This is a genomic window from Aestuariivirga sp. (assembly GCF_020252405.1).
Lineage (GTDB): Bacteria > Pseudomonadota > Alphaproteobacteria > Rhizobiales > Aestuariivirgaceae > Aestuariivirga.
The window spans coordinates 47,617-72,420 of sequence record NZ_JADCDA010000033.1 but is presented as its reverse complement, the minus strand read 5'-3'; the positions used below and the strand labels follow the sequence as shown (position 1 = coordinate 72,420).

The following is a 24,804-nucleotide window of genomic DNA, read 5'->3' as shown; positions in this document are numbered from 1 at the left end:
TGCGGGCAGGCGGATTGGCGGAGATTTGAGGAGACGGCCTCAGCGCTTGTCCTGGCTCTCCATCAGCCGGTCCACCAGCGTTTCCATGTCGCCCGTCCCGGCATTGGCGAAGGAGATGCGCAGATGGCGCTCCTGGCCGGGGCCGAACATCGAGCCGGGCAGGCAGAGCAGGTCATGCCCGCCTGCAAGCCGCATGGCCACCTGCTTCGCCGTCTCCCCGGCGAAGGGATGGCGCACATATGAAAACAGCGCCCCGGAGCTGACGAGCTGATAGCCGAGCCCTTCACGCGTGAAGGCCTGGCGCAGGGCCGAGAGCCGCTCGTGCATCACGGCGATCTTCGCGCGCTTCCAGCTCTCGAGCCTCGTGAGCGCAAAGAGGGCGGCGCGCTGCGAGATGTGGGTGGCGCAGATCGCGAGGCAGTCCATGATCTTCTCGATCTCCGCCAGCACGCGCGCCGGTGCGGTGATGGCTCCGACGCGATAGCCCGTCATGGCATAGGCCTTCGAGAAACTGTAGAGATGGATGAAGGCCTCCTCCCAGCCATCGGTGGCGAAGAGCGGATGGGCGGGGCCATCGCCGTCGCGGAAGTCCTTGTAGGTCTCGTCGATGACGAGGGCGATGCCGCGGCTCCGCGCGAGATCGAAAAGCGCCTTGATCGTTTCAGGCGAATAGATGGCGCCTGTCGGATTGTTGGGCGAGCACAGAACGATGGCGCGGGTGCGCGCGTCGATGTGCCGCGCGACCTCGCCCGGATCGGGTTCGCCAATGCCGGAGACATGGCGCGCCTCCACCCCCAGCATGCCGAGCCACATGGTGTGATTGAAGAAATAGGGCACGGGCAGGATAACATTGTCGCCCGCCCTGGCAATCGCCATGACCGCCGCCGCAAAGGCCTGGTTGCAGCCGGCGGTGACGCAGACATTCTCCGCCGCCACCTTGCCCTTGTAGTCATCCGAAAAATGCGCCGCGATGGCCCCCCGCAGCTCGGGGATGCCGAGGATGTCGGTATAGAGGCCGATGCCCGGTTCATGCGCAAGGCGCGCGACCTCTGCATCGAGTTCCTCCGCGCATGTCCAGCCTGGCGCGGCCTGGCACAGGTTCAGAAGCTTCCTGTTGCGCAGCCCCGGACGCACCCAGCCTTGCGCTTCCGCGATCGGCGGCGCCTCGATGCGGGCGATGGCAGGATTGACGGCATAGGTCATGATGGGGCACCAAAGGCCTGAAAATGCAGGTTGCGCCGGAATGTGCCGGGCTCTGCGGGGAGGCGCAAGCATGAAAGCGATCCGGATCGGGAAGACGGGCGGACCCGAGGTGATGAAATTCGTCGAGGTGGACCTTGGCAAGCCTGGCCCCGGCGAGGTCCGGGTGCGCCAGACGGCGGTGGGCCTCAATTACATCGACACCTATCACCGCTCGGGCCTCTATCCCGTTCAGCTGCCGTCGGGCATCGGGCTCGAGGCGGCGGGCGTGGTGGAGGAGTTGGGCGAGGGTGTCGCCAGCCTCAAGCCGGGTGACCGCATCGCCTATGGCACGGGCCCGATCGGCGCCTATGCCGAGGTCCGCAACCTGCCGGCCAGCCGGCTGGTGAAGCTCCCGGCCGCGATTTCGGACGAAACGGCGGCGGGCATGATGCTGAAGGGCATGACGGCGCGCTACCTGCTGCGCGCAACCTATGTTGTGAAGCCGGGCGACACCATTCTGCTGCATGCCGCGGCGGGCGGCGTGGGGCTCATCATGAGCCAGTGGGCCAGGGCATTGGGCGTCACCGTGATCGGCACGGTGGGCTCTGACGCCAAGGCGGCGATCGCGCGTGCCCATGGCTGCGACCACGTCATCAACTATTCGACCGAGGACACGGTGAAGCGCGTGCGCGAACTGACCGGCGGCAAGGGCGTGCCCGTGGTCTATGACGGCGTGGGCAAGGATACGATGATGATCTCGCTCGACTGCCTGGAGCCCCGCGGGATGTTCGTCAGCTTCGGCAATGCCTCGGGTCCGGCGCCGCCGCTTGACATGCTGCTGCTCTCCGCCAAGGGCTCGCTCTTTGCGACAAGGCCGACGCTGATGACCTATACGGCGTCGGATGCCGATCTGCGGGAGACCGCGCAGGACCTCGTCGACGTGGTGGCCAGCGGCAAGGTGAAGATCCCGGTGAACCAGCGCTATGCGCTGGCGGACGCGGTTGAGGCCCATCGCGATCTCGAAAGCCGCAAGACCACGGGCGCCACGGTCCTGCTGCCATGATCCACAACCGGGCGGAGCGCGTGGCCAATGCGCTCCGCCACATCGACGGGCTGCTGGCGCGTGGCGACATGCGCGGGGCCGAGGCGCTGTCGCGCCAGCTGGCGGCGGAGAACCCGCTCTCGGCGCCCGCGCAGTTCATGCTGGGCATTGCCATCCAGTCGCAGGGCCGCTTCGAGCAGGCGGAGCCGCATTTCGCCCGCGCCGTGACGCTGGACGGCAGGAACGTCAGCTATCTCCTCAACTGCGGCCTCTGCCTGCTCTCCATGGGCCGCGTGCCGGAGGCCGCAACGTTTTACGGCAAGGCGCGGAGCGTGGCGCCCTCCAATGTCGAGGCGATCTGGCGCAACGGCTCCTTCCTCGCCCGCATCGGCCACATGGAAGAAGCGCTCGCCGCCTTCTCCAGGGCGCTGGAGCGCGCGCCGGAGGGGGCAAGGCACGCGATCCGCCTCGAGGTTCTGGATTGCCTGCTCTCGCTCGGCCGCGTGGACGAGGCCCGCGCGCAGATCGAGCGCTTCATCGCCGCCACGCCGCAGCATGCGCGCTATCTCTGTCTCCTTGCCTCGATCGGCAGGCATGATGCGGCCTCGGACATGTTCGGCCGCGTCGCCCGCGAGCTGGCGCGGCCCGGTCTTTCTCCCGTCGACCGCAGCGACCTGATGGTGAGAAGGGGCGTGATGCTGCAGCAGAGCGGGCGTTATGACGAGGCTTTCGCCAGCTTCACCGAGGCCAAGCGGCTGCTGCCTGCACCCCCCGTCACCGCCGCCATCGCCCGCGAGGTCGAGGCCCGCATCGCGGCCTTCGACAGGGAAAGGCTGGAGCGGCTTTCGGCGCTCCATGGCCGGAGCGGCTATCAGCCCGTCTTCGTCGTCGGCCTGCCGCGCTCTGGCACGACGCTTGCCGCGCAGATCATTTCGGCGCACAGCCGGGCCGGCAATGCGGGCGAGCTCGAGACCATGACCTATTGCGCCGCCAGGCTGGCGCAGGGCAGGCCGCTCTCCGATATCGAGGCGGCACTCGCAAGCCTCGGCGCGAAGGGCGTGGCGGAGATCGCCGCTGTCTATGAAAGCGCGATGCGCTTCGTGGTGCAGGGCAAGGATTTGGCGGTGGACAAGATGCCGCTGAACTTCCGCTTCATCGGCGAAGCCGCGATCCTGTTTCCGCGGGCGCGCATTGTGAACTGCACGCGCCACCCGGCGGATACCTTCATCTCGGCGCTGCAGACGGAGATGAACGCGGCGCATTCCTACAGCTATGACCCTGCCGGCTATGCCGCCTATCACCGCGAATACCGCCGCCTGATGGCGCACTGGGATCAGGTGCTGCCGGGCCGAGTCTTCCATCTCTCCTATGAGGCGCTGGTGTCGGACCCCGGGCCCGCCATCGCGGCGCTGCTCGATTATCTGGGCCTGCCGATGGAAGAGGCCTGCCTGCACCCCGAGCGCAATGCCGGCGCGGTGACCACCTTCAGCCGCCTGCAGGTCCGCTCTGGCATCAATGCCGCATCGGTCGCGCGCTGGAAGCCCTACGAGCGCCACCTGAGGCCGATTCTGGACAGCATTTAGGAATCGCAGCGCCCGCTGCCGGCGGCCACGGCGCGCCATTCGGCGGAGCATTGGACGGTGGAGCAGAGGAAGCCCGCCAGCGTGCCCGAGGGCACGGCATGGGCGAGGTTCAGGGGCTGGCCCGCATTGTCATAGAGCGTGCTCACCACCATGCCGACGAGATCGCCCTTCTCGTTGAACAGCGGGCCGCCGGATTCGCCCTTCTGGGTCGAAAGCCGCAGCACCATGGCGTCCGGGTAGCCGAACCTGGCGTCGGCACCCGGGTAATGAACGGCCTGACCGAAGCTTGGCGATTCGAATTCGCCGAGCCGGGCCGTGTCGCCCTGGGCATGCGGGCGGCCAAGCGAATAGACGATGTTGCCCCTGGCGAGGCACTGGCTGTCGGCCGGCGTCACCGCCTTGCCGGAGAACCCGCGCAGCCGCACGAGAGCCATGTCGTTGTCTGGCTTGATGGCGATCACCTCGCCGGAATAGACGCGGCCATTGGCGGCCTTGGCCGAAACGGTGTTGCCGACGCGCTTGCCGACATGGGCGGCCGTCATCACATAGCCCGACCCTTCGACCACGAAGCCCGACCCGGAGGTGACCGGCGTGCCCTTGCGCGAATCCTTCGAGACATTATCCGGCTTCGCGGGCTGCGACACGATCAGCGTCACATAGGTCGGACCGGAGCGGCGCACCAGGCCGGTGATCTGCTCGGTGCTGGCCACCGCCTCGCCGGGCGGCACGGATGTCTGCTGCACATTGAAGTTACGGCTTTCAAGATCGACGCTTGAGGCCGGTTCGCAGGCTGCCAGCGCCAGCGTCAGAAGGCTCAGGGAAAGCAGGGCACGAAGGGGAAGCAACATCTGTCTCTCTGGTTTGTCAGCCTCATAACATAAAATCGGGCCGCCGCGTGGCCCTGATGACGCAATTCCCAAAATCAGCGGGCCGCCGGGAACAATACGCGTTCAAAAAAGAAAACGGCCCGCCGAAGCAGGCCGTTTCCGATTGTCGTATTGCCGTGATCAGAAGCGCCAGACGGACACGAGGTCGATCGTCCAGTTGTCTTGGGTATAATCGATATTGTCACGCTGGCCGTCGGCCGCGGTGCCTTCATTACCCGTGCGGGTGGTGGAGACGTCGGTCGTATACCACTCGCCTTCAAGGCCGATCGTCAACTGATCGACGGGGGTGTAGTACACGCCGCCCAGCAGGGCCCAGGTGTCATAGTCGGTGTTGCTGTAACGCCACGTCGGGTCCGTCTCGGTTTCAAACGTTGCACCGTCGAAACCGTCACCATCGCGATGCTTGTAGCCCGCGCCGAACTCGGCATGGACCGCGTCGGACAGGTTGGCGCTCGCCAGACCGGACACACCCCACCAATCTTGGTTGATGGGATAGCTTTCCTTGATATCACCGCTGTTGTTGACCGTCTGGAAGGGGCCATGACCCATGGCCGCCGCAAGCGAGAGGCTTGCGATGTCGCCAAGGTTGAAGCCCACACCGGCACCGATCTGCCACAGCGCATCAAGATCAGCCTTGAATTCGTAAGCCGTGCCCTCAGAATAAAAACCAAACTGGCCAGGCTTGCCGGTCGTGCCTTTAAAGCTGTAGCTGTCCTCATTGACGCTGCGATAGACGCCCGAGATTTCACCCGAGAAGCTGTCGCCCGTGTACTTGATCTCACCGGCCGCGCCCAGGTTGTTGCCCGAAAGGCTGTCTGACTTGGTGCTCGCGTCTTCGATGGCGATCGCCATGGCAAAGGGACCCGAAGCATAGCTGAGGCGCATCTGGGTGGTGTCACCCGGATCGAAGCCCACGTCGGCGTTGTCGGTGTAGTAGCAGGTGCAGGCGCCATCATAGCCGTAGCCGATATTGCCCAGCGAACCCGAGTAACCGCCGCCAAGCGTCAGTTCCGGGGTCATCGCCCAGTAGCCCCAAGCCGTCTTCATATAGATGTCGCGGGTGCCGTTGCCGTTCAGGTCGGCGCGCATCTTGAGTTCGACGCCCACTTCGCCCACAGCGGTGTCAGTGGTGGCGACCACCTTGAGCTGGCCGCGCGACTTCACGTCCCAGTCATCGTCTTCGTCGCCGGAGGTCTTGGCACCGGTTATGAAAGCGCCGTCTTCGGTGTCATAGCGATTGACCTTAAGTTCGTCGTCCTGGCCCGAGTAGACGATCGCCGCGCGGACATAGCCTGACCACGAGATGGTGGTGCCAGCCGGAGCATCGGCCGTCGGCATGACGGAGATGATGGTGGCGCGGTTATTGACGACGCGGTCACGGTCAGACCCGAGCATGCCCGGGACTTCAAGCTGTTCGCCCTTCGAAATGGCGAGCAACTGATAGCCGGCCGGAACCGCCGGGGCGGTTTCCATCGCGGCGACGCGGGCGTTGAGAGCTTCGACCTGCGCCTTGAGGTCCTGCAGCTCGTCGGCGTGGGCGGCGGCGGCGGACACGGCAACCGCCGCACCAGCCATGAGCGCCATCTTCACAGTCTTCATTCTTGTTTCTCCCAAGTCTTGGAGTTGAGACATCCCCCCATCCCCTGCAAATGGATCCGGAGGTCAATGCACGATCTGGTCGAGCACGGACCTGTTGTCTGCGCAAACGGGCGGCGGGTCAACGTCCGCGATGGAAATGTGCCGGGAATTTTGGCGGCTGTTACTGCTTTGCCACAGTTTCAGGACTGGACTGCCATAATGAAACCAATTGCGGGCAACGATTTGGTGATGAAAAGGATTGCAGCAGCCTCTTCTCATGTGGATGAAACGGCCGGGCGCTGCGACTCACCGCAAAAACGGCGTAACCTCACCATAATGCGTGATCACACCCCATATGTAAGGCCTCTGCGCTGGCTGGTGCATCTGCCGCTGGCCATTCTGCCCTTCCTCGCTGCGGCAGTCGTCGAGGGGCCGAAGCTGGGGCCGGAGATTGACCGCCGCGTGCAGGCGTCCCTCGCGGCTGCCGGACAGGGCTGGGCCAAGCCGACCGTGACGTTCCGCGACGTGGAGATCCGTGGCGAGGCCCCGGACAGCGCGGCGGTGCAGCGGGCGCGCGCCGCAGTGGCGGGAACCGAGGGCGTGCGCCGCGTCGACATGCATGTGGGGACCATAACACCGTGATGCCGGCCTGGGTTGAGGATGCGCTGAACCTGTCGGGAACGCTGTTTCTGCTGCGCTTTCACTGGTTCTGGATGCTGGTGTCGCTGGGGCTCGGCGCCTGGGTGGGCTGGCGGATGGCGGGCGAGCCGCCGGATACGCCGCTGGACCCGGAGGACGGCAGTTCATGATCCCCTATATCCATTATTATGCGGAACTGGCCCTGTGGATTGCGGTGCTGTTTCTTGCGGGCTGCCCGCTGGGCGCCTTCGCCCGCTGGCTCAGCGACCGCTGGCGGAGGGACACTCGCGCGGTGCGGCCCGAGGGCGGCCCCCCGGGGGAGGTCAGCTAAAGCAGGCCGGTGTGCCCGCCCCCGTCCACCGCCTTCAGCCAGCGATCGATGGCCGCGAGACTTTCCGGCTCGTCGAGGAAGGGCACGTGGCCACGGTCCCTGACGGTGACCGAGTCGAGCGCGGGGTGGTGCCGGTGCATGCGGGCGACCGTCTCCGCGCTCAACAGGTCCGAGTGCTCGCCGCGCAATACCAGCAAGGGCGCCTCCGCCATCAGGTCGAGCAGCGGCCAGAGCTCCGGCGCCCTGCCCGCCTCGATATCGGCGGCACTCGGGAAATTGAGCGACAGGGCAGGGTCGTAATCGGCGCGGGGCAGGCCGTTCTCGTCGCGATAGACGCGGCGCGCGAAGGCCTGCCATTCGTCCTCGCTCAGGCGCCCGAAGCCGGGGTTCGACGACTTCAGCGCCGCCACCGCCTCGCCCCAGCCGGCGAATTGCGGGTCGCCGCCGAGATAGCTCCGGATACGGAGCAGTCCGGCCCTGTCGATCCGCGGCCCGATGTCGTTGAGGACGACGCCCGCCATGCGCGGCAGCGCGCGGGCCGCCATCACCATGGCGGCAATGCCGCCGCGCGACGTGCCGATGATGGCGAAGCGGCCGATGCCCAGCGTGTCGAGCACGTGCAGCGTGTCGGCCACTTCCTGGTCCGGCCGGTAGGTGGCCGGATCGGCGCGGCCGGAGCGGCCGCGGCCGCGGAAATCCAAGGCCAGCACGCGGCGGGTCTTCGCCAGCCGGGGGGCGATCGTCTCGAAATCCCTCGAATTGCGTGTGAGCCCGGGCAGGCAGACGATGGGCGCCAGGCCCCCGCGGTCCGCCGCATAATCGCGCGCATAGAGCATCGTGCCGTCGGCGGCGGGAACAAGATGCTCCGCGTAGTCCATGCCTCAGTCGCAGCCCGCGATCAGCGATGCGATCGAGGACCTGGCGCAACCCCTGGCGCCGCCTGCCGCCGGTTCGCCCGCGGCTTCGGCCTCCGGCGCGGTGGAGGCGACATTGATGCTGCCGGTGCGCGCGCCGCGCATCAGGTCCGCCGTCATCGGCCGCACTGTCTTGGGGGCAAGGCGCGAGCGGTAGACGTGCAGGTTCTGCATCACCTTCTGCACATATTGGCGGGTTTCCTGGAAGGGGATGGATTCGACCCAGTCGATGGGGTCCGCCTGGCCCGCGCGGAAGTCGCCATACTCCTTGATCCACTCGCGCGAGCGGCGGGGGCCCGCGTTGTAGGATACGAGCGTGAGCACGTAGGAGCCGTCGTGATCGGCGACGAGGTCGCCGAGATGGGCCGCGCCCAGCGTGACGTTGACCACGGGGTTCATGAGCTGCGAGGGTTTGTAGGCGATGCCGTGCTGGCTGGCGATGAGCTTCGCCGTGCCCGGCATGATCTGCATCAGACCCTGCGCGCCAACCTTCGAGCCGGCGTTGGGGTTGAACTCGCTCTCCTGGCGGGCCAGCGCGAAGACCAGCGGCTTCTCGATGGGCTTGCCAACCTGCTTCCAGTCCGGCAGCGCCCGCACCGGATAGCCCCAGGAGTCGATATCGACGTTCTGCTGCGCTGCCGCCTTGGCAAGGCGCACGGCCATGGTGGCGCCGCCCGCATCCCAGACGATGGAGGCGACGGCGTTCAACTCGTCGGTCGTATCGAAGCGGTTGGCGAAGGACCACAGGAACATATAAAGGTCGTTCTGCGTGCCCGCCCGCTCCATGATCCGGAAGGCGCGAACCACCTCATCCTTGTTGACCCTGGCCTCCGCCGCGGCGGAGGCCTTGCCGCTCTCGATCTCCTCCGGCACCTTGCCCAGCCCGATCTTTTCGCGCGCCAGCTGGCCGTAATAAATCGTCGAATAGGCCGAGGCTTCCCTGTAGGCCGCCCTGGCGCTGCCCTCGTCGCCCATCGCCTCATGGGCGCGGCCCGTCCAGTAGCCCGCGCGCGCCTTCTCGCTGCGCGATGACGCGATCTGGCCAAGGCGCTGGAAGTGGCCCAGCGCCGTTTGCGGGTCTTTCAGGAAGCGCAAGGCGATCCAGCCGGCGAGGAACTCGCCCTCCACCGCCTCCTCGCCATCCTCGAAGCCGTGCGCCGCGGAGATCTTGTAGGCGGCCCTGCGCGCCGCCTTCGGATCGTCGAGGCCGATCGAGCGGCGCGCCACGATGCGGCGCTCGACCCACCAGGCCTCGGCGTCGCCGGTCCTGCCGGCGTCACCCGGCACGGTGAGCAGCACGTCGCGCGCCTTGGCGTAGTTTTGGTTCACGCGATAGTAGCGCGCCAGGGCATAGCGCATGCCAAGCTGGCCGCGCATGCCGGAGGAGAGGCCGTCATAGAGCCTGGCGGCGCCCTTTTCGCCGCGCACCAGCTTTTGCGCCGCGGCGGCGGCCTTCTGGTACTCCGCCGGCAGGCGCTTCGACACGCGGATTGCCGCATTGGTTTCCTGCGCATAGACAAGGCGCCACATGCGGCGCTTGTTGTCGTCCGCCGTCAGCAGATCGCCGAATTCCGAGGAGACCTGCTTTTCGAGTTCGGCGGAGGCTTCGGGGTCGGCCCACACTTTCTGCACCTGGGCGCGCGCACCCGCCTTATCGCCCGTCGCGGCGAGGGCGCGGGCCAGCGCCAGCGAGCCCTCGTCGGTGACGGGCTTGCGCCTGGCGAAATGCGCGAGGGTCAGCTCCGGCGGTTCGTCGTTCACATAGAGCGAGCGTTCGGCCCGCCTGAGAAGGGCCTCCGACAGCGGCCACCTGGGCGCCGTGTCGAGGAAGGCGAGGATGCGCTGGTAGCCCGCGTCATTGGGGCGGTCGCGCAGGTAGATCAGTTCCACGAGCTTGATCGCCGCCGCGTCGCCCGAGCGCTGCGCGGCCTCGCCCGCCGCCGCGAAGTCGCCGCCGAGCGCCAGCTTCGCCGCCTCGACGGCGGCCGCGGAAGGCTCGGAGGCGGCCAGCGCCACGCCGGACTGCGATATTACTCCGGGCGCCGCGACCGCCGTGGCGGCGGCAAGCGCGATCACGCTGATACGCAGTAACCGGCAGATACCCATGAACGATCCAATCATATTCCTCAATCGTCGAAAACCGCCGCCAGAGCATGACCCGCAAAATCGGAACCGGTTTTGCAACAAGATCATGCTCAAGCCATTGACCTGGCGCATGTTCCGATAAGGTGATTTCACCTGATTGGAACATGCGCTAGGTGCCAATTGTGCCCTTAACATGGCCCGCCCGGAAGCCCCATCGGCGCTTGCCGCTCCGCGGCGATGCGTCTATGGTGCAGCGCCGTCCGCGGGCTGGCGGTGACACCGGTCTCAAACTAGTCCGCCATGGTTTCCAACTTCTTACCTTTGAGTTTTTTCCGGAGCAGTGCCGTGCAGTTGAGAGGTTCCTTCCCCGCACTTATCACCCCCATGCGGAATGGCAAGGTTGACGAGGTGGCGTTCCGGAAATTCGTGAATTGGCAGATCGAGCAAGGCTCGCACGGCCTCGTTCCGGTGGGCACCACGGGAGAAAGTCCGACGCTCGACTCCGGCGAACACAAGCGCGTGATCGAAATCTGCATCGAGGAAGCGCGCGGCCGCGTGCCCGTCATCGCCGGCACGGGCTCGAATTCGACCGCCGAGGCGATCGACTATACGCGCCACGCCAGGGACGCGGGCGCCGATGCCGCGCTCGTGGTCGTTCCCTATTACAACAAGCCCACGCAGGACGGCCTCTACGCGCATTTCAGGGCGGTCGCCGATGCGGTCGATATTCCCATCATCGTCTACAATGTGCCGGGCCGCACGGTGGCCAGCATCTCGGTCGAGACTCTGGCGAGGCTCTCGCGCGACTGCGGGAACATCGTCGGCACCAAGGATGCGTCCGCCGACCTGACAAGGCCCTCGCGCCAGCGGCTCGCGTCCGGCAAGGACTTCATCCAGCTCTCGGGCGAGGATGGCACGGCCCTCGGATTCAACGCGCATGGCGGGGTGGGCTGCATTTCGGTGACGGCCAATGTGGCGCCGCGCCTCTGCGCCGAGTTCCAGGAGGCGACGCTGAAGGGCGATTATGCCAGGGCGCTCGCCCTGCAGGACCGGCTGATGCCGCTCCATCATGCGATGTTCGTGGAAACCAGCCCCGGCCCGGTGAAATACGCGGCGAGCCTCCTCGGCCTTTGCGCCCCGGAAGCGCGGCTTCCCATGGCGCCCGTGGTCGAGTCCACCAGGGCGGCGGTGCGCGAGGCGATGATGCATGCCGGGCTGCTGAACTGAGATGAGCTCGAAAAGCGGCGGCGCGAAGGCGTCGCGCAGGCAGGAGGGCATCAAGGTCGTCTCCGACAACCGCCGCGCCCGCTACGACTACGAGATCCTGCAGGCCTTCGAGGCGGGGATCGAGCTGAGGGGCTCGGAGGTCAAGTCGCTGCGCACCGGACACACCAACCTGGCCGAGGCCTATGCCGCGATGAAGGGCGGCGAGCTCTGGCTCATCAACTCCAACATTCCGGAATACCGCGAGGCCAACCGCTTCAACCACGAGCCGAAGCGGCCGCGGAAGCTGCTCCTTCACAAGTCCGAGATCAACAAGCTCGCGGCCGGCGTGCTGAAGGAGCATCTGACCGTCGTTCCGCTCAAGATGTTCTTCAACCCGAGAGGGCGTGTGAAGGTCGATATCGCCCTGGCCCGCGGCAAGAAGCTGCACGACAAGCGCGAGACGATCAAGGAACGCTCATGGGACCGTGAGCGGGCGCGGCTGATGCGCGAGAAAGGCTGACCTCGGACGCCATGGTTTTCATGCAGCATCTGCAAGGCCGCAGGATGCCGAACGTCGGGCTTGAGGCAACCTCGGGCGCACCCGTCAATCCGGCGCGCATCCAGGGCCCGGCGGTGATCTTCTGCTATCCCTTCACGGGCAGGCCCGGCCATCCGAATCCGCCGCACTGGGATGATATCAGGGGCGCGCACGGCTCGACGCCGCAGGCGCTGGCCTATTCGGAACTCTATGGCGAATTCCGCCGGCTTGGCGTCAAGCTCTTCGGGCTCAGCCTGCTGACGAGCGAATGGCAGCAGGACTTCGTGGCGCGCAATGGGCTCAGCTACCGGCTGCTGTCGGATCGGGGCCGTCTGTTCCAGTCCCGCCTCGGCCTTCCCATGTTCGAAACCGGCGGCGGGCTTTATCTCCAGCGCATCACCTTCATTGTGCATGACGGAATCATTTCCTCGGTGCGCTTCCCCGTGCCGGAGCCGGAGAGAGATGCCGCCGAGGCGCTGGCGGCGATGATGTGAGGGCGGGAGTCGCGGAAGCGAGCCCTCATCCGCCCTTTGGGCGCCTTCTCCCATCCCCGCGGGACGGGAGAAGGACTCGTGGCGCGATCTCCCCACGGGTCCTTCTCCCGTTGGCGTGAGCCAATGGGAGAAGGTGGCCGACGGGCCGGATGAGGGCTCTCACAACGGGTCGAGATAGTTCCGCACCCGCGCGAACACCGCCTGGAACATCTCCGGCGTCAGCACGCCGGTGTTGGTGTTGTAGCGCGAGCAGTGATAGCTGTCGAAAAGCTTTGTCCCGGCCAGCACATGTTCAGCGCCATGCGCGAAGGGAAAGGCCGATTTCCGCCGCTCCAGCGCCGCCAGCACCGCGTCATGCGCCACGCGCCCCAGCGCCACGATGGCGGCGAGGCCTTGCATGGAAATGATCCGTTCCCGGAGGAACATGTTGCAGGCCTTGATCTCGGCGGGCAGCGGCTTGTTCTGCGGCGGCACGCAGCGCACCGCGTTGACGATCATGGTGTTTCTGAGGGTGAGGCCGTCACCGGGATCGGCCGCATAGCGGCCCGCCGCAAAGCCGAAATCAAGAAGCGTCCGGTAGAGCAGTTCGCCGGCATGATCGCCGGTAAATGGTCGGCCGGTGCGGTTGGCGCCCTGGAGCCCTGGCGCCAGCCCCACGATCAGCAGCCTGGCGCCGGCCAGGCCGAAGCACGGCACGGGCCCATTGAACCACGCAGGATGCGCCTTGCGCTGGTCCTGCCGGAAATCCGCAAGCCTGGGGCAGCGCGGGCAATCATGTTCCGGCTCAGGCGCGGCCATCGGTTCAGATGTCGGCAAAGTCCTCGAAGCTCTCGCGCGGGGCTTGCGGGGCAGGGCGTTCGCGCCGCTCCGACGGGTCGCGGCCCATCTCGTCGCGCAAGTCGGCGAGGTCGATGAACTGGTCGGTCTGGCGGCGCAGGTCGTCGGCGATCATCGGCGGCCGCGTCGTGAGCGTGGAGATCACCGTGACGCGCCGTCCCCTGGCCTGCACCGCCTCAACCAGCGAGCGGAAGTCGCCGTCGCCCGAGAACAGCACGATGTGGTCAAGCTCGCCCGCCAGCTGCATCACGTCCACCGCCAGCTCGATGTCCATGTTGCCCTTCACCTTGCGGCGGCCCATGGCGTCGGTGAATTCCTTCGCCGGCTTGGTGACCACGCGGTAGCCATTGTAGTCCAGCCAGTCGATCAGCGGTTTGATCGGCGAATAGTCGGCATCGTCGAGGAGCGCCGTGTAGTAAATGGCGCGGATCAGCCGCGCGCGCTTGCGGAAGTAGCCGAGAAGGCGCTTGTAGTCGATGTCGAAACCCAGCGTCTTGGCGGTGGCGTAGAGGTTGGAACCGTCGATGAACAGGGCAACGCGCTCGTCCGGGTAAAAATGCATGAATGAAAACTCCTGGCCGTGTATGATGTCGGTCGAGTATCTGACCGATTTAGACAGCCATCCAACCCCGCTCAAGCAAAATGATTCTCGTGGCGCTCGGCGCCAACAGCGACGGCCCCTGGGGCCCACCGCGCGCTGCGCTGCAACAGGCGCTGCTCTATCTTGACCGGGGCGGCATCACGCTCCGGCGCGCGTCACGGCTGCTGGTGACAGCACCCCTCGGCGTCACCGGCCAGCCGGATTTCGTGAATGCCGTTGCGGACGTGGAGACGGCGCTTTCGCCCGAGGACCTGCTGGCCAGGCTCCATGGGATCGAGCGCGAGGCGGGCCGCGAGCGCACACTGCGCTGGGGGCCGCGCACGCTGGACCTTGACCTGATTGACTATCACGGCCTGATCAGGCGCGATGCGCCGCCGGTGCTGCCACATCCGGGCATTGCCGGGCGCATCTTCGTGCTGGCCCCCATTGCCGAGATCGCGCCAGACTGGCGCCACCCCGAAACGGGCCTCACCGCCCCCGCGATGCTGGAACGGCTCGACCAGCATGGCGAGGGCAGGCTGCTCTGACGTCGAAGTTCCGATTTTGTTCCAAAATGAACAAGACTTCGTCAGCGATAACGCTCCCTTAACCCAACCGGGCCATTTTTGAGAATGTCAGTTTGTTCTGGAGTTCGGGGCATGTCGTCCAAACTTTGCTTTACCGCCTGGTCCTCTCTCGCCCGGCCGCAGTTTCTGGTTTCCGCCGCCGCCGCTGTCATGCTCACCGCCTGCTCTGCGGACATGGAGCGTTTCGCGTCGAACCCTTCCAACGCAGACCCGGTCTACACCGCCAGCGTGCCGAAGAATGTGAATGCCTCGAATGTGGGCGTCCCGGACACTGGCGTCTCCTCGAAGCCGCTCGCCGGGGCCGCATCGCGGCCTCCATCTTACGATTATTCGAAATCCTACCAGGCGCCCCAGTATCGCCAGCCCGCAGCGCCCGCGGTGGCTGCCGCTGGCGGCACTGTCACGGTCGGCCCGGGCATGACGCTTTACTCGGTGGCCCGCGCCAACAATCTCTCGGTGGCCGAACTCGCGGCGGCCAATGGCATCCAGGCGCCTTACTCGGTGCATACGGGCCAGTTGCTTAAGCTTCCCGGCGCCGCCGCAGGGGCCGCACCGCGCGTGGCCTCGCAGAACGGCATCCCGCCGGACAACACCAGCTTCGCCGAGCCCTCGACCACGCCGATCGCGCCGAAGCCCGGAACACCCGCCTCCACCGCCGCCGCCAAGCCCTTCAAAACCGGCCCGTCGGTCGCCGCCACCTCCACCGGCGAGATGCACACGGTTGCCTCCGGCGAAACGCTTTTCTCGCTCGGCCGCAAATTCGGCCTTTCGCCCTATGCCATCGCCGATGCCAACGGCCTGCCGCACAATGCCCAGCTGGCGCTGGGCCAGAAGGTGCGCATCCCCGCCGGCGGCGAGGCTGCTCCGGCGGTTGCCGACGCAAAACCCGCGGCACCCAGCGCCACCACCGCGGCTGCCGGCGCCATGCCCGCCGCCACGGGCGAGGAAGGCACGGGCCAGAAGACCGCCGCAACCACCGCCGCACCCGCGCCGCAGCCGATCCCCGGCCCGGACCAGAATGCGGCCGCCTCCGCTCCGCCCCCCGCGCCTGAAGCCGGTGGCCAGCAGGTGGCCGAAGGCGCGCCGATTGCCGGCACCCCCGGCATGCGCTGGCCGGTGCGCGGCAAGATCATCTCGGGCTTCGGGCCCAAGGCCAACGGGCTGAAGAACGAGGGCATCAACATCGCCGTGCCGGAGGGCACCTCGATCCGCGCCGCCGCCGATGGCGTGGTCGCCTATTCCGGCAACGAGCTGAAGGGCTATGGCAACCTCGTGCTCATCCGCCACGAGGATGGCTACGTCACGGCCTATGCCCATGCCAGCGAGCTGTTCGTCAAGCGCGGCGACACGGTGAAGCGCGGCGACGTGATCGCTAAGGCGGGCCAGACCGGCTCTGTGTCCAGCCCGCAGCTCCACTTCGAGGTGCGCAAGGGCGCGGTGGCGCTGGACCCGATGAAGTTCCTCTCGCAGAACACCGCGTCCGCCAACTGAATTTTTGCTCCCGGTTGAACCGGAGGCCCGGAGGCTGCTCCGGGCCTCTTGTTTTTGCGCGGCGATGGCGCCTGCTCGAGGCCCAGCCAAGGAGCATGGCCATGATCACCGTGAGGGGGCGGCGCAATTCCGTCAATGTCCAGAAGGTGCTGTGGGCGCTGGAGGAACTGGATGTGCCCCACGCCCGCGAGAATGTCGGCGGCAGCTTCGGCGACATCGTGATGGGCGCATTGCCGTGGCGCGACAGGGGCGTCCTCTTCGCAACGCAAGAAAAGGATGCGCGGGTCAAGCCCGCGCAAGGTGAGTGGTGCGGCGGGTATGAATGCGGACCGCCTTTTTGGGGAGGTAGCTCGAGTTTTTTGCAGAAGTTTTCACCTTGCCCCGGCTTGACCGGGGCATCCTTTTCGCGCCCACTCGGAGCATGCCGAGTGGTTTCTGCTACATCATGACCAACCGTCCCCGGGGCGTCCTCTACGTCGGCGCGACGACTGACCTGCCGCGCCGCGCCTACGAGCATCGCATGGGCTTCAGGGATGGCTTCACAAGCAGATACGGGCTGATACGCCTTGTGTTCTTCGAGGAGTACCAGCTTTTCATGGGTGCTTTCGGGCGGGAGAAAGCGATCAAGCATTGGTCCCGGCAATGGAAGATCGAACTTGTGGAGAAGAACAATCCGGAGTGGCTGGATCTGTATGATCATCTGATATGACGGCTGACCTCTGGATCATGCTCAAGCTATCGAGCCGACGCATGTTCTTATCGATCAGGTCATTCCTCCCGATCAGAACATGCGCTGGTTCTTCCGCGATCCCATCCAATCACCTTGCGCGGGCTTGACCCGCGCATCCTTTGCTGGTGGCGCCAAAAGGATGCCCCGGTCAAGCCGTGGCAAGGTGAACCCACGGCGGCGGCCCCGGGCCTACTCCAGCCGCTGTCCCAGCCTGCCCGCCAAATCCTGGATATACTGCCACGCCACGCGGCCCGAGCGGCTGCCGCGGGTGGCCTGCCATTCGATGGCGCCGGCGCGCAGCGTTTCCGCGTCCACCTTCAGGCCGTAATGCGCCGCATAGCCCGCGATCATCTCCAGGAACTCGTCCTGCGAGCAATTGTGGAAGCCGAGCCACAGGCCGAAGCGGTCTGACAGCGAGACCTTCTCCTGCACCGCTTCGGAGGGGTTGATGGCGGTCGAACGCTCGTTCTCGATCATGTCGCGCGGCAGCAGGTGGCGGCGGTTGGACGTCGCATAGAAGATCATGTTGGAGGGTCTGCCCTCGATGCCGCCGTCAAGCGCCGCCTTCAGCGACTTGTAGGAGGTGTCACCGGCATCGAAGGACAGGTCGTCGCAGAATACGATGAAGCGGTAATCTGGCCTCTTGCGGATCATGTTCATCAGAACGGGAAGGCTCTCGATATCCTCGCGGTGGATTTCGACGAGCCTGAGCATGCCGCCCGAGGCCTCGTTGATGGCGTGATGGGCCGCCTTGACGAGGGACGACTTGCCCATGCCGCGCGCCCCCCAGAGCAGCGCATTGTTGGCGGGCAGGCCCTTCGCGAAGCGCCCGGTGTTCTCGATCAGGATATCGCGCGTCAGGTCGATGCCGCGCAGCAGCGACAGGTCCACCCGGTTGACGCGGGGGACGGGCTCCAGTTCTGGCGGCGCGGCATGCCAGACGAAGGCGGAAGCGCCCTGAAGGTCGGGCTCCCGCGGCCTGGCGGGCGCCAGCCGTTCCAGCGCCTCGGCGATGCGGGTGAGCGGCGAATGATCGATTTCCTGTGCCATTGTGCAGTCTTAGCCGAGGGGCCTGGGGCCGTAAAGAAGCGCCAATCGATTGGTTGCAATAGGGGCAACCATCGCTATATTCCGCCCAAACTTCGGTTCGGGAGACTCCCTTGTTCATCACTCCGGCCTTTGCCCAGGCCGCCGGCGCCCCCGCCGGCGCGGGCGACCTCATCGGCATGGTGCTGCCGCTCGTCCTCATCATGGGCGTGTTCTATTTCCTGCTCATCCGCCCGCAGCAGCGGAAAATGAAGGAGCATCAGGAGATGCTCAAGAAGGTGGGCAAGGGCGACACCATCATCACCAATGGCGGCCTGATCGGCCGCGTCGTCAAGGTGATCGACGACAACGAGCTGCAGGTGGAGATCGGCGAGAACATCAAGGTGCGCGTGCTGCGCACCGGCATCGCCGACGTGCGCGCCAAGGGCGAGCCCGTCAAGACCGAAGCCAAGTAAGCCCCGATGCTGCATTTCAGCAAGTGGAAGCAGCTGGGCATTCTGCTCGCGGTGCTGATCTCCGTCATCATGGCGCTGCCCAACGTGCTGCCCGCCAGGTATCAGGACATGCTGCGCCCCTATGGCCTGCGGCCCATCACGCTGGGCCTCGATCTGCAGGGCGGCGTCAACATCCTGCTCGAGATCGACCGTGAAGATCTGAAGAAGCGGCTGACCGAGCAGCTGGTGGGCGACATCCGGTCCACGCTGCGCGAGGCCAAGATCGGCTACAACGGCATCAACCGCGGGCCTGATGGCGTGCGCGTGCGCATCACCAGGCCGGAAGACATGGACAGGGCCGTGACCGGCCTGCGCAAGCTCGCGCAGCCCGTCGAAGCGGGCGGCCTGTTCGGCGCGGGCGCCGCCACCGCGCTGTTCGACGTCGGCATCGACGGCCAGCAGGTGAACTTCACCTTCAACGAACAGGGCATCGACAACAAGATCCAGCAGGCGGTCAGCCAGTCGATCAAGATCGTCGAAAAGCGCGTCAACCCCGATGGCGTGGTGGAAGCGACGATCCAGCAGCAGGGCAAGGACCGCATCGTGGTGCAGCTCCCCGGCGTGCAGGACAGCCAGGAAGTGAAGAGCCGGCTGGACCGCACCGCCAAGCTCACCTTCCAGCTGGTGTGCGAGGCTCAGCCGTCAGCGGCGGGCCAGAACCCGCCGCCGGAATGCAAGGCGCTGCCGATGAAGGACGATCCGAACAACATCCTGTGGGTCCAGACATCGAGCCGCGCCACCGTGGACGGCGCGGACCTCACCGATGCGCGCGGCGCCTTCGACCAGAACAACAGTCCCGTCGTCTCCTTCCGCTTCAACCAGAAAGGGGCGGAGCGCTTCGGCAAGATGACGCGCGACAATGTCGGCAAGCCCTTCGCCATCGTGCTGGACGAGATGGTGATGAGCGCGCCGCGCATCAACGAGCCCATTCTGGGCGGCTCCGGCCAGATTTCCGGCAGCTTCACGGTGGAGGAGACCAACAACCTCGCGGTGGTGCTGCGCTCCGGCGCGCTTCCCGCCAGGCTTTCCATCGTCGAGGAGCGCACCGTGGGTCCGAGCCTCGGCTCGGACTCGATCAAGGCCGGCGTCAATGCATCGATCATCGGCCTCGTCCTGGTCGTCGGCTTCATGATCATGTCCTACGGCCTGTTCGGCGTCTTCGCCAATATTGCGCTGCTGGTGAACCTCATCATGCTGATCGCCGTCATGAGCTTCTTCGGCTTCACCATGACGCTGCCGGGCATCGCGGCCATCGTGCTCACCATGGGCATGGCGGTCGACTCCAACGTCATCATCTTCGAGCGCATGCGCGAGGAGTGGCGGAACGGCCGCTCGGCGATGAGCGCCATCGAGACCGGCTTCAAGTCGGCCTTCGGCACGATTTTCGACTCGAACTTCACCGCCCTCATCGCCGCCGTGGTGCTGTTCGGCGTCGGTTCCGGCCCGGTGAGGGGCTTCGCCATCACCCACGCCATCGGCATCCTCACCACGGTGTTCACCGCCTATACGGTGACGCGCTACATCGTGTCGCTGTGGGTCGCCCGGACGAAGCCCAGGGAGGTTCCGCTCTGAGGGCGGAGGTCACACCATGAAATTCAAGCCCATCCGCTTCATTCCGGACGACACCCGCTTCCCAATCATGCGATTGAGCCGCTTCGGCTTCTTCGTCTCGGGCCTCCTGTCGCTCGCCTCGGTGCTGCTCTTCATCTTCGTCGGCCTCAATGTCGGCGTCGATTTCAAGGGCGGCACGGTGATGACCATCCGCACCGCCCAGCCCGCCAACATCGAGCAGCTGCGTGCCCAGGTGAATTCGCTCGGCCTCGGCAATGCCGAAATCCAGGAATTCGGCTCGCCCAACGACGTGCTGATCCGCCTGCCCGCCGCGGAGGGCGGCGAGGATGCCCAGCAGACGGCGATCGCGAGGGTCAAGCAGGCGCTGGGCTCCGGCGTCGAGTTCCGCTCCGTCGAGGTCGTGGGCCCCAAGGTCTCGGCGGAACTCGCCGAGCAGGGCATCATCGCGGTGGTCTCGGCCATCATCGGCATCCTGCTTTATGTGTGGTTCCGCTTCGAGTGGCAGTTCGCGGCGGGCGCGGTGCTGTCGCTGCTGCATGACGTGCTGATCACCATCGGCGTGTTCTGCCTGCTCAGAATCGAGTTCAACCTTCAGATCATCGCGGCGATCCTGACGATCGTCGGCTATTCGCTGAACGACACCGTGGTGGTGTTCGACCGCATCCGCGAATACATGCGCAAGTATAAGTCGATGAACCTCGCCGACCTGATCGACTTCTCGATCAACTCGGTCTTCCCGCGCACCATCCTCACCTCGGTGACCACGATGCTGGCGCTGATCGCGCTTTACATTTTCGGCGGCGAGGTGCTCCGCGGCTTCACCTTCACCATGATCCTCGGCGTGCTGATCGGCACCTATTCCTCGATCTTCATCGCGTCCCCCGTGCTGATCCTCCTCGGCACGGTGATGAGCGAGAAGAAGGCGCCGGACGCGCGCGCCAGGGCCGCGGCCGCCCGGCCGTGACCGCGCATTATCCGGGCCGCGCCGCCATCGAAACCTACGGTGCGGGCGGCTTCGGCTTCGCGGGCATGTCGCACCGCGGTTCGATTCTGGCGCTGCCCTCGGGGATTTATGCCTGGCGCGCGGATCCGCGGGCGCTCAGCCCAGCGGACTTCGACATGGCAATCGCCGAGAAGGCCGGGATCGACCTTTTGCTCATCGGCATGGGCGCTGTCATGGCGCGCCCCCCGAAGCCGGTGCGCGCCGCGCTGGAGGCCGCCGGCCTGATGTATGATCCGATGGCCACGGGCCACGCGGTCTCCACCTACAACCTGCTGCTGGAAGAGAAACGCCGCGTCGCGGCCGCCTTCATTGCCGTTGATTTCAGCGCATGAGCGGGGTGGAGGACATCGTCCGTGCGCGGGACCGCGACCGCTATCTCTCGACCTTCTTCGCGCCCGACGACAAGCGCCTGCATCTCCTCGCACTTTACGCCTTCAACGCCGAAGTCCTGAAGGTGCGCGACACGGTGAGCGAACCCCACCTCGGCATGATCCGCCTGCAATGGTGGCGCGATGCCATCGACAGCATTTATTCCGGCAACGCCGCGCCCGGCCATCCGGTGGCGGAGGCGCTGGCGCTTGCCATCGCCGAAGGCAGGCTGCCGCGGCAGGCGCTCATCGATCTCATCACCGCGCATGAGTTCGACCTGTTCGATGACCGGATGCCGGGCCTCGCCGACCTCGAAGCCTGTCTGGGCGAGGTCTGTTCGCGCCTTATCCTGATGGCGGCGATGATCCTCGACCGCGATCAGGCTCCGAAGGCCAGCGAATGCGCAGGCCTTGCGGGCGTCGCGCAGGGGCTGGCGCTGGTGCTGGGCGATCCCGCCCACCGCGATCCCTTCCTGCCCGAAGGCATGGACGTGAGGGGGGCCATCGCCCACGCGCAGAACCGCCTCGCGCAGGCGATGACGCTGCTGCCCGGCCTGCCGACATCCGTGCTGCCGGCCTTCCTGCCGCTGAGCCTGACGGGGATGTATCTGCGGGCGGTGGAGAGGCACCCCGATCGCCCACTGGCGATTTCACCGCTCAGGCGGCTGCTCACCATGTGGTGGACGGCGCGGCGCTGGGGCTGATGTTTCCGCTTTCCCTTCTCCAACTGCGTCGCAACGGGAGAAGGGAATTTATTCGGCGGCCTTCAGTGCGGCGCTTCCGAGCCAGCGGTCGAAATCCGCCATGGCCCGCGCGGTATAGGCGCGCTTGCGGTCCACTGCCTGTTCGGCGTGCCTGATGCGCCTGCCGTCCCTGATCTTCACCTTGTCGATGGGCGGGAAGAGGCCGAAATTCACGTTCATCGGCTGGAAGGACGATTTCTGGCCGTCGGAGGTCTCGATATGGCCGCCGGTGATGTGATTGATGAGGGCCCCATGCGCCGTGGTGGGCGGCGGCGCGCGGAAGGGCATTCCCAGCGCCTCCGCCGCGGCCATGCGGCCCGCCATCAGCCCCATGGCGGCGCTTTCGACATAGCCTTCGACTCCGGTCACCTGGCCGGCAAAGCGCAGCCGCGGCTGCGCCTTTAGCCGCAGCATCCCATCGAGCACGCGCGGGCTGTTGAGGAAGCTGTTGCGGTGCAGGCCCCCGAGCCTCGCGAACTCCGCATTCTCCAGCCCCGGAATGCTGCGGAACACCTTCACCTGCCCGGCGTATTTCAGCTTCGTCTGGAAGCCCACCATGTTGTAGAGCGTGCCGAGCTTGTTGTCCTGGCGCAGCTGGACGACGGCATAGGGCTTCTCGTCGGGCTTGTGCGCATTGGTGAGGCCCCTGGGCTTCATCGGACCGTGGCGCAGCGTCTCGGGGCCGCGCTCCGCCATCACCTCGATGGGCAGGCAGCCGTCGAAATAGGGGGTGGATTTCTCCCACTCCCTGAAGTCCGTCTTCTCGCCATCCATCAGTGCACGGACGAAATCCTCGTACTGCGCGCGGTTCATCGGGCAGTTGATATAGTCCTTGCCGGTGCCGCCCGGCCCCGCCTTGTCATAGCGGGACTGGAACCACGCCGTTGCCATGTCGATCGTCTCGCGGTGCACGATGGGCGCTATGGCGTCGAAGAAGGCGAGCTGATCCTCGCCCGTCAACGACCGGATCGCCTGCGCCAGCGCGGGCGACGTCAAGGGCCCGGTGGCGATGATGACGCTTGTCCACGCCTCCGGCGGAAGCGCGGCCACTTCGCCTTCCACCACGGTGACCAGCGGGTGGCTTCTCAGCGTCTCCGTCACCCCGGCCGAAAAGGCGTCGCGGTCCACCGCCAGCGCGCCGCCGGCCGGCACCTGGTGGCGGTCGGCCATCGCCATGATGAGCGAACCGCAGCGCCGCATCTCCCAGTGCAGCAGCCCCACCGCATTCTGCTGGGCATCGTCCGAGCGGAAGGAGTTGGAGCAGACGAGTTCGGCAAAGCCCGCCGTGCGGTGCGCTTCGGTGCCAACCTTCGGGCGCATCTCGTGCAGGATCACGGGCACGCCGAGCCTCACCGCCTGCCAGGCGGCTTCGGCGCCCGCCATGCCGGCGCCGATGATGTGGATGGGCTTTGTCATGGCGCCGCTGGTAGCACGCCGTGGCGGGGCCTTCAAATCAAGTCGGGTGTGCGCCCGCGAGTCCTTCTCCCGTTGGCGACGCCAATGGGAGAAGGTGCCCGAAGGGCGGATGAGGGCCTCTCTCCGCGGGTGCTTCCGCCAGACGTCCTGCCATGCCGAACCAGCCCTCATCCGGCCTGTTGGCCACCTTCTCCCATCGCGCCGCGACGGGAGAAGGACTCCGGTGAAAGACTTCGACCCTTCTTTGCCGGCCCGGACCGGGCTAGCATCCGGTCATGAGCAGCACCCTTCACGACATTTCATCCGAACTCGACGCCATCCGCGCCCAGTCGCTGTGGAAGCTGGAGCGCCCCATCCTCGGCCGCCAGTCCGCCCATATCCGCGTGAACAGCGGCGAGGTGCTGAACTTCTGCGCCAACAATTATCTGGGGCTCGCGGACCATCCGGACCTGGTGAAGGCGGCGCATGAGGCGCTGGATACCCACGGCCTCGGCATGGCCTCCGTGCGCTTCATCTGCGGCACGTCGGACCTCCACCTCGCGCTGGAGCGCCGCCTCGCGGACTATCTCGGCTTGGATGACTCGATCCTCTTCGCCGCCTGCTTCGATGCCAATGGCGCGGTGTTCGAGCCCCTGTTCGGCGAGCAGGACGCGATCGTCTCGGACGCGCTCAACCATGCCTCCATCATCGATGGCATCAGGCTTTCGAAGGCCAGGCGCTTGCGCTTCGCCAATGGCGACATGAACGAGCTCGAGGCCCAGCTCAGGGCGGCGCGCGAGGGAGGCGCCCGGCGCATCGTCATCGTCACCGATGGCGTGTTCTCGATGGACGGCTATTTCGCGAAGCTGGCCGAGATCCGCGCGCTGGCCGACCGCTTCGACGCGCTGGTCATGGTGGATGACTGCCACGCCACCGGCTTCATAGGCCCTGAAGGCCGCGGCACGCCGCAGCGCGCCGGGGTGAAGGCCGATATCCTCACCGGCACGCTGGGCAAGGCTTTGGGCGGCTCGGCCGGGGGCTACATCGCCGCGAGCCAGCCCATCGTGGACCTGATGCGCCAGCGCGCCAGGCCCTATCTCTTCTCCAACGCGCTGCCGCCGCCCATCGTGGCGGCCGGTATCAAGGCCATCGACATGGCGGAGCGGGGCGATGATCTGCGGGCGAAACTTTCCGACAATGCCAGGCGCTTCCGCGCGGGCATGGGTGCGGCGGGCTTCACGCTGCTTCCCGGAGAGCACCCGATCATTCCCGTCATGCTGGGCGAGGCGAAGCTGGCGCAGGACATGGCGGCGAAGCTCTATGACAAGGGCGTCTACGTCACGGGTTTCTTTTTCCCCGTGGTGCCCAGGGGCCAGGCGCGCATCCGCACCCAGATGTCGGCGGCGCATTCCCCGCAGGACATCGACACGGCGATTGCCGCCTTCACGGCGGCGGGCCGCGAACTGGGAGTGATCTGA

27 protein-coding genes are annotated in these 24,804 nt (G+C 66.2%); 18 read left to right on the top strand and 9 right to left on the bottom strand.

Annotated features, from left to right (window positions below; all coding sequences use genetic code 11):
• Positions 1-39: 39 nt before the first annotated feature.
• The gene (locus IOC69_RS06450) at positions 40-1,203 is read right to left on the bottom strand and encodes an aminotransferase (RefSeq protein WP_290542720.1); all 1,164 of its coding nucleotides are present in this window, start codon (positions 1,201-1,203) and stop codon (positions 40-42) included.
• Between the two features lie 70 nt (positions 1,204-1,273).
• Here IOC69_RS06450 and IOC69_RS06445 point away from each other — a divergent pair, with 70 nt between their 5' ends.
• Complete coding sequence (locus IOC69_RS06445; protein WP_290542719.1) at positions 1,274-2,245, top strand: quinone oxidoreductase; 972 nt, start codon at positions 1,274-1,276, stop codon at positions 2,243-2,245.
• Positions 2,242-3,807, top strand: a complete 1,566-nt coding sequence (locus tag IOC69_RS06440; RefSeq protein WP_290542718.1) for a sulfotransferase — start codon at positions 2,242-2,244, stop codon at positions 3,805-3,807. The genes IOC69_RS06445 and IOC69_RS06440 overlap by 4 nt, the downstream gene beginning before the upstream one ends.
• Here the strand turns inward: IOC69_RS06440 and IOC69_RS06435 are convergent.
• Positions 3,804-4,655 (bottom strand): serine protease, encoded by an 852-nt coding sequence (locus tag IOC69_RS06435; RefSeq protein ID WP_290542717.1) that lies wholly within the window; start codon positions 4,653-4,655, stop codon positions 3,804-3,806. The genes IOC69_RS06440 and IOC69_RS06435 overlap by 4 nt on opposite strands.
• 159 nt (positions 4,656-4,814) lie before the next feature.
• The gene (locus IOC69_RS06430; RefSeq protein WP_290542716.1) at positions 4,815-6,293 is read right to left on the bottom strand and encodes a hypothetical protein; all 1,479 of its coding nucleotides are present in this window, start codon (positions 6,291-6,293) and stop codon (positions 4,815-4,817) included.
• Positions 6,294-6,608: 315 nt separating this feature from the next.
• On the opposite strand from IOC69_RS06430, the gene IOC69_RS06425 reads away from it, so the two are divergent.
• From IOC69_RS06425 to IOC69_RS06415, 3 genes are read left to right on the top strand one after another with little or no spacing between them, the layout of a single operon-like run.
• The gene (locus IOC69_RS06425) at positions 6,609-6,914 is read left to right on the top strand and encodes a BON domain-containing protein (RefSeq protein ID WP_290542715.1); all 306 of its coding nucleotides are present in this window, start codon (positions 6,609-6,611) and stop codon (positions 6,912-6,914) included.
• Positions 6,914-7,081, top strand: coding sequence for a hypothetical protein (locus IOC69_RS06420; RefSeq protein WP_290542714.1), 168 nt, complete (start codon positions 6,914-6,916; stop codon positions 7,079-7,081). The genes IOC69_RS06425 and IOC69_RS06420 overlap by 1 nt, the downstream gene beginning before the upstream one ends.
• On the top strand, positions 7,078-7,242 hold the full coding sequence (locus tag IOC69_RS06415; protein ID WP_290542713.1) for a hypothetical protein: 165 nt from the start codon (positions 7,078-7,080) through the stop codon (positions 7,240-7,242). The genes IOC69_RS06420 and IOC69_RS06415 overlap by 4 nt, the downstream gene beginning before the upstream one ends.
• Here IOC69_RS06415 and IOC69_RS06410 read toward each other — a convergent pair.
• Both IOC69_RS06410 and IOC69_RS06405 read right to left on the bottom strand, forming a co-directional pair.
• Positions 7,239-8,120, bottom strand: a complete 882-nt coding sequence (locus IOC69_RS06410; RefSeq protein WP_290542712.1) for an alpha/beta hydrolase — start codon at positions 8,118-8,120, stop codon at positions 7,239-7,241. The two genes, IOC69_RS06415 and IOC69_RS06410, sit on opposite strands and share 4 nt — an antisense overlap.
• A gap of 3 nt (positions 8,121-8,123) precedes the next feature.
• Entirely contained in the window at positions 8,124-10,262 is a 2,139-nt protein-coding gene (locus IOC69_RS06405) for a lytic transglycosylase domain-containing protein (RefSeq protein WP_290542711.1), read from the bottom strand.
• Between the two features lie 279 nt (positions 10,263-10,541).
• Between IOC69_RS06405 and dapA the strand changes: the two genes are divergently transcribed.
• From dapA to IOC69_RS06390, 3 genes are read left to right on the top strand one after another with little or no spacing between them, the layout of a single operon-like run.
• Positions 10,542-11,468, top strand: a complete 927-nt coding sequence (gene dapA / locus IOC69_RS06400) for a 4-hydroxy-tetrahydrodipicolinate synthase (protein WP_290542710.1) — start codon at positions 10,542-10,544, stop codon at positions 11,466-11,468.
• Position 11,469: 1 nt separating this feature from the next.
• Positions 11,470-11,967, top strand: a complete 498-nt coding sequence (smpB, locus tag IOC69_RS06395; RefSeq protein ID WP_290542709.1) for an SsrA-binding protein SmpB — start codon at positions 11,470-11,472, stop codon at positions 11,965-11,967.
• Positions 11,968-11,987: 20 nt separating this feature from the next.
• Positions 11,988-12,479: a redoxin domain-containing protein gene (locus IOC69_RS06390; RefSeq protein WP_290542708.1), complete on the top strand. Its 492-nt coding sequence runs from the start codon at positions 11,988-11,990 to the stop codon at positions 12,477-12,479.
• 159 nt (positions 12,480-12,638) lie between these two features.
• Here IOC69_RS06390 and IOC69_RS06385 read toward each other — a convergent pair whose 3' ends face one another.
• Positions 12,639-13,277, bottom strand: a complete 639-nt coding sequence (locus IOC69_RS06385) for a uracil-DNA glycosylase (RefSeq protein WP_290542707.1) — start codon at positions 13,275-13,277, stop codon at positions 12,639-12,641.
• Between the two features lie 4 nt (positions 13,278-13,281).
• Positions 13,282-13,878, bottom strand: coding sequence for an NYN domain-containing protein (locus IOC69_RS06380; protein WP_290542706.1), 597 nt, complete (start codon positions 13,876-13,878; stop codon positions 13,282-13,284).
• Between the two features lie 80 nt (positions 13,879-13,958).
• Between IOC69_RS06380 and folK the strand changes: the two genes are divergently transcribed.
• The 4 genes from folK to IOC69_RS06360 all read left to right on the top strand — a co-directional run bounded on the left by folK (position 13,959) and on the right by IOC69_RS06360 (position 16,683).
• A complete protein-coding gene (gene folK, locus IOC69_RS06375; protein ID WP_290542705.1) occupies positions 13,959-14,444 on the top strand; it encodes a 2-amino-4-hydroxy-6-hydroxymethyldihydropteridine diphosphokinase in 486 nt (161 codons plus the stop codon).
• 111 nt (positions 14,445-14,555) lie between these two features.
• Positions 14,556-15,974 (top strand): peptidoglycan DD-metalloendopeptidase family protein, encoded by a 1,419-nt coding sequence (locus IOC69_RS06370; RefSeq protein ID WP_290542704.1) that lies wholly within the window; start codon positions 14,556-14,558, stop codon positions 15,972-15,974.
• Positions 15,975-16,075: 101 nt separating this feature from the next.
• Positions 16,076-16,423 carry a hypothetical protein gene (locus tag IOC69_RS06365; protein ID WP_290542703.1) on the top strand — a complete coding sequence of 116 codons (348 nt, stop codon included), beginning with the start codon at positions 16,076-16,078 and terminating at the stop codon, positions 16,421-16,423.
• Positions 16,420-16,683, top strand: coding sequence for a GIY-YIG nuclease family protein (locus IOC69_RS06360; protein WP_290542702.1), 264 nt, complete (start codon positions 16,420-16,422; stop codon positions 16,681-16,683). Before IOC69_RS06365 ends, IOC69_RS06360 begins: the two co-directional genes overlap by 4 nt.
• A 210-nt stretch (positions 16,684-16,893) precedes the next feature.
• Here IOC69_RS06360 and IOC69_RS06355 read toward each other — a convergent pair whose 3' ends face one another.
• Entirely contained in the window at positions 16,894-17,754 is an 861-nt protein-coding gene (locus IOC69_RS06355; protein ID WP_290542701.1) for an ATP-binding protein, read from the bottom strand.
• A 110-nt stretch (positions 17,755-17,864) separates the two neighbouring features.
• Between IOC69_RS06355 and yajC the strand changes: the two genes are divergently transcribed.
• Genes yajC through IOC69_RS06330 form a run of 5 tightly spaced genes read left to right on the top strand, consistent with a single transcriptional unit; the run spans position 17,865 to position 21,892 of the window.
• Entirely contained in the window at positions 17,865-18,206 is a 342-nt protein-coding gene (gene yajC, locus IOC69_RS06350; RefSeq protein ID WP_290542700.1) for a preprotein translocase subunit YajC, read from the top strand.
• Positions 18,207-18,212: 6 nt separating this feature from the next.
• Entirely contained in the window at positions 18,213-19,817 is a 1,605-nt protein-coding gene (gene secD, locus IOC69_RS06345) for a protein translocase subunit SecD (protein WP_290542699.1), read from the top strand.
• 16 nt (positions 19,818-19,833) lie between these two features.
• A complete protein-coding gene (secF, locus tag IOC69_RS06340; RefSeq protein ID WP_290542698.1) occupies positions 19,834-20,781 on the top strand; it encodes a protein translocase subunit SecF in 948 nt (315 codons plus the stop codon).
• Complete coding sequence (locus IOC69_RS06335) at positions 20,778-21,152, top strand: MTH938/NDUFAF3 family protein (RefSeq protein ID WP_290542697.1); 375 nt, start codon at positions 20,778-20,780, stop codon at positions 21,150-21,152. Before secF ends, IOC69_RS06335 begins: the two co-directional genes overlap by 4 nt.
• On the top strand, positions 21,149-21,892 hold the full coding sequence (locus IOC69_RS06330) for a squalene/phytoene synthase family protein (protein WP_290542696.1): 744 nt from the start codon (positions 21,149-21,151) through the stop codon (positions 21,890-21,892). Before IOC69_RS06335 ends, IOC69_RS06330 begins: the two co-directional genes overlap by 4 nt.
• A 48-nt stretch (positions 21,893-21,940) precedes the next feature.
• Here IOC69_RS06330 and trmFO read toward each other — a convergent pair whose 3' ends face one another.
• Positions 21,941-23,347, bottom strand: coding sequence for a methylenetetrahydrofolate--tRNA-(uracil(54)-C(5))-methyltransferase (FADH(2)-oxidizing) TrmFO (gene trmFO, locus IOC69_RS06325; RefSeq protein WP_290542695.1), 1,407 nt, complete (start codon positions 23,345-23,347; stop codon positions 21,941-21,943).
• A 275-nt stretch (positions 23,348-23,622) separates the two neighbouring features.
• On the opposite strand from trmFO, the gene IOC69_RS06320 reads away from it, so the two are divergent.
• On the top strand, positions 23,623-24,804 hold the full coding sequence (locus IOC69_RS06320) for a glycine C-acetyltransferase (protein ID WP_290542694.1): 1,182 nt from the start codon (positions 23,623-23,625) through the stop codon (positions 24,802-24,804).